This window comes from Rhodoferax sp. P1_F3 (assembly GCF_056405715.1).
In genome coordinates this window covers 1-550 of the sequence record NZ_JBFUBO010000042.1, presented here as the reverse complement: position 1 = coordinate 550, position 550 = coordinate 1, and the positions used below count along the sequence as shown (strand labels likewise).

The following is a 550-nucleotide window of genomic DNA, read 5'->3' as shown; positions in this document are numbered from 1 at the left end:
CGGACAAAGCCACCATCACCACGGGGGAAATCGGGCCATAGGCGGCATGGTTCCAACGCACCAAGGCTTCGACTCCCACCAAGCGTCCCAAGGTATCGTGCTTGGGTTGGTAGGCAAGCCACAATTCGCCATCGTTTCTTTTCAACTCTTTGCGCAAATCAGCCAAGAGGCTTCTGGCAACAAAACCCGTCTGGTCGTGGCCGATGACAAATTTTCCGTATTTTTGGCTCTCGTCTGCGATGTGCTGAAGGACGTGGGCCACCGCTTGGGCGTCTCGCTCCTTGCGTGCAACTTCTGCCTTTCGCACAAACGGAAGATAGAGAGCAACGCCCAGCGCCATCTCTACACACTGCAACGCAGCGCCTCGCCAGCCGCCCGTCAGCAGCCACCCCGACACGATCGGTGGCGTCGTCCACGGAATATCTACCGCCAGAAAGCTGATCCAACCCAGCTCGGTCGCGGCCACCGTCATCAGAGTGAACAACAAAGGAATGCACAGGAACGGCACCACATAGATTCCATTCAGCACAATGGGCAGCCCATACAGCAC

General features: G+C 57.3%; 1 pseudogene. It reads right to left on the bottom strand.

The features are described 5' to 3' along the window. A pseudogene (locus tag AC1DZ5_RS21540) lies at positions 1-511 on the bottom strand (EAL domain-containing protein); the annotation flags it as partial. Positions 512-550 lie beyond the last annotated feature (39 nt).